Here is a 4002-nt window from a genome sequence, read left to right on the forward strand (position 1 = left end):
GATGAGCGTGGTCGGATTGCTCATCGGTGTGCTGACCGCGGTGACCGGTCGGCTTGCCGAACACGCCATGACGGCGGCCCTCTGGCCCTCCTTCGGCTCGAGGCGCGTCGGCCGCGGTCTTTCCGTGGCCGACCCGTTTTTGGCGGACCTGGCCCCCGCCTTCGCCCAAGGACAGGCGGCAATCCAGGTGCACCGTCACGGGGCTGTCTCTGACCCCGGCTCGGATGATGCCAGTGGCGGCCGCACCCGGGGAGCGGCCTGATGTGGCGGTGCCGGGTGCGGCCTGGAGTGGTCTGGTGGGGGTCAACGGCAGATGTTGACGTGGGTGTGTCCGAAGTCGAGTTGGATGGTGGTGATGCGGGTGTGGGGAAGCTGGACGATGGCCCTGAGGAAGTACGTGGCGTGGATGGTCGACAGCGGGTCGGTCTGGCTCTCCGGTGCGATCGCCACGAGGGGCGGGGTTGCCTGTAGCCCGGGTGCGGTGTCGGGGTCGCGGAGCGTGGCTGCTGCGGCTTCGGCGTGCTCGGTGTACTCGGGAGTGCCGGTGGCCGGCAGGAGTCTGGTGTCGAGCAGGTACCGGTGGCTTTCGGGGTCCTCGCGCAACGGCTGAACCGGCTGCACCTCCAGCGGCCCCGTGGCGAGGCCGGTCCGGCGCTCGTGTGCTGTGGGTGTCGTGAGGCGGTCCGGTTCGTCCTCGTGACCTGCCGAGGTCGCTTGCGCTGCTGAGCTCGGCTGTGGACGGTGTGTATTGAGGGCGTTCTGGACGCGGGTGCGTCGCGGATCGTCTGTGGGCAACTGCTCCAGTCTCCGTTGAAGCAACGCCCGGTTCAGGTTGTCGGTGTGGGCGTTCTCGGTCAAGGCTTGGCCGAGGAACGGACTGGAGATGGTGGGGGGGTGGCTTTCAGAGGTTGTCGTTGCACTCCGAGGGGTGAGTGGGAGCAATGTGATGGCTTGGGACTGGTCGCCGAGCCACCAGCCTCCGGCGTCCCCAATGGGTGGGCGGCCTGTCCGGGGCTGGATAAGGGCTTCCGCCGCGGGCGGCAAGGTGATATGTGTCTGGCCGCGCGGGTCCAGTCTGGTGCGTGTGACGCCCCTGACGAGGGTGCGAAGGTCTTGCCTGGAGGCGATGTAGCCGAGGGCGGCTTGCCAGATCAGGTCGGGGCTGGGGTGGCGTGTAACTGTCGGGGCGGTGTGGACCAGGTCCAGGTCGCCTTGCCTGTTGTAAAGACCGCGGACGAGTGTCTGGACCACGCGAGCCGTGAAGTGAGTCGTTTGCTGCGCGGTGAAGTCGCGCTGCACAGAGGGCGCGGGGGCTATCCAACTGTTGTCCGAGCGAAGTGTCACTCCGCCAAGGGTCGGGATGTCATCCAGACTTTCCCAGCCCAAGAGCTGCCGCATCCCGACGTAGGAGTAAGGGCCCGTGCGGAACATGACCGAATTGCGTCGAACGATTCCCCGGCCCATGGTGTACATCGCAGCCGGGGTGGCGGTTTCGGTTCGTGGAAAAAGTCCGATCTGCGACATCTCGTACTTCTCCTTTATGATGCGCATCATCATGCGGAAGAAGGGGTGGTGGGCGTGAGCCGCGAATGCCGAGTTCATGAAACCGCCCTCCATCTTTCCGACTGCGTATCCCTGCCGACTGGACGTGACCTGCTGGAGGGCATCCAGGGATTCGATGACGTTGTCACCGTCGCTGTACATGCCGCCCATGGTCATAATTTCTAGTCGCAGAATGTCGCTCGCCGCGGCCCAGCCGGAGCCCGTTTGCTTGACCATCTCCGTCATGAATTCTGCATGCAGCTGCATGGGCCGTGAGACGTTGAACACTTCATGAACGTTGACGAGCGCTATTCTCGATCTTTTGGCCCACTGAACCATTTCCCATATCTGGGCCTGCCATTCCTCCAGCGGGCGGTGAGACAGGTCCCGTACACCTGCTATGTCGTCACGAGAGATGTCAGTCCACAGGACGAAGACAGCTTCGCCCCAGTGACGGAGAGCCGCCTCGCCATAGTTGTGCCAGAAGCCGGCAGTCCGTCCGTGCTCCCGCAAGGGATCACCGAACCATATGGCATGGACCACAGCCGGTGTGCTGACCTCGGGGGACGACAGGAGAGGAGCGTTGGACGCGGACGTCCATACCCGAGTGCTGCGCCGGTGTGAGTAGCTGTTGGTACCTACCGGGCCCCACGCCTCCGGGTCCATATCCTCCGGCTGGCTGTCCTCATCCCGCATGTCCATGGCGTTGAGGAAGTACACCCACTCATCGGAGTTCAAGCGGGAGTAATCGTACGGCTCGCCGGTTTCCAGGTCGGTCAACATATAAGGGACCGGGGCCGGATGAAGCAGGCCGAAGAGGTCCGTGCCCAGTGATGCCGAAAGCCGCGTCCCCTGGGTTTCGGGGGTCGCCGCCTGCATCTGATGCAAGCCCTGAATCACCGTCCATGCCGCAGGTGGCACCTGGGGACCGGAAACATTCTGACTCGGCCCTCTGCTGACCTGCGTGCTGCTGACCTGCGTGCTGTTTTGACCCCTCAGAGATTTGCCGGGAGGGGAGGCGTGCCGGCTGCCTGACGGATAGGGGTGGGCGGCAGAACGTGCCTGGCCACGATGCTGAGAGGGTGAACCGCTCTGCGTGGGGCTGGCATAGCGGGGGTTGGTGGAGGGGTCGGGAAGGGTGTAGGTGGTGCTGGTGGAAGGTTGGAAGGGGGTGAGGACGTGCGGTACCACCTGGCCGGAGGGATCGATGATGAGGGCTTGTGCCTGCAGGAGTGGGGCATCCGGGGTGCGGTGCAGGATTCTGATCCCGGGTGTGGCATTGCCCGCGCCGAACGCCTGTTCATCCGGTGCGATTTCGATCCAGACAGCCCCCTGATCCTGACCTTCGTACCGGGGATGGTAAGCAACCGACACGTGGCCTTCGCGACCCAAGGAGAGCCGGCCGTCGGGCCCGAAGGCGCTGCCGTTGGGTGTGCGGGACATGACCAGGGCCATACTGCCCGGCCCCAGCCCCAGGGTGGTGTCGCCGAGCGCGGTGTGGATGACGTCCCAGTCCCCAACCGGGGTCCACCGGGCGCCGCCGGGGGCGAGCCGCTGGCTCGCCCGCCCGGTGCCTACTTCGAGGTCGTCCACGGTACTCCCGGGGTGTATACCGGTGCTGCCCGGCAGTTCGGGGGCCGGGGCGTACACCTGGTCCCTGAGTGCCGCGGCCACGGTCACACACCACTCCTCGACGTTCGCCTGCCGGCCATCGGCACGGTGATGCAACCGCTCGAGCACCATCCCACGCACTGTGACTGCTACTTCGAGGATGCCGTCCCGGTCCAGTACCCGACGTTCCCGGCCGGTACCGGCTGCTGCGGCGCCGTGGGTCGCGTGGTGGGGCGCGTCGAACAGGCGGCTGGTTGCGGTGCCTGCGGTTGCCTGGGGGCGTTCCTCGATGTGCGGCGTGGTGTCGACATGCCGGTCTAGACCGGGTCCGCGGGCGACCCCGGTTTCGTTTTCGACCGTCAGGTGTCGCTCGTCCGCGGCAATGGGGGCGGAGCGGTGCGCGGTGTGGAGGAGGCGGTCGCGTTCGTCGCGTGTGAGGCCGGTGGTCAGGCGGTGGGAGGGGATCCGAGTGAGCGCTCTGAGCGCCTGTTCCGCCGTCATCCCCTGAGGCGGACGGGCCGCCACGTCCCGGTAGACCTCGGCGGCTTGATGGACGTGCGCCACGAAGGCGGCGAGATCGGCGAGGTCTAGGGTGCCGGTCCCGGTGAGGACGTCCCCCATGGGCGAGGGCATCTCGAAACATATCCGAGCAAGAGCACGAGGACTCACGAGATCAGAAATCCTTTCACGTCAGCTTTTGCACCACGGGAGACCTGAACCGATCGGGTGCACGATTGACCGAGGCAGCCCTTTGGAAAATGGCGCGCTCAGGTATCCACCGCACTCTACGCGAGGGACATCCAGGAGCTTCGGGACCCGCACCGGCAGCGACACACCGCGCATGCCTCG

Annotated in this window: 2 protein-coding genes; one reads left to right on the forward strand and one right to left on the reverse strand. The window is 65.8% G+C overall.

What is annotated here, in order from left to right:
- Window positions 1-262: hypothetical protein (locus ACRWND_RS30450; RefSeq protein WP_431955147.1), on the forward strand; the 262-nt coding region annotated here is incomplete at its 5' end.
- 41 nt (window positions 263-303) lie between these two features.
- Here ACRWND_RS30450 and ACRWND_RS30455 read toward each other — a convergent pair.
- Window positions 304-3774, reverse strand: coding sequence for a hypothetical protein (locus tag ACRWND_RS30455; protein ID WP_431955149.1), 3471 nt, complete (start codon window positions 3772-3774; stop codon window positions 304-306).
- Window positions 3775-4002 lie beyond the last annotated feature (228 nt).

The organism is Actinacidiphila sp. bgisy167, assembly GCF_965342175.1.
Classification (GTDB): Bacteria; Actinomycetota; Actinomycetes; order Streptomycetales; family Streptomycetaceae; genus Actinacidiphila.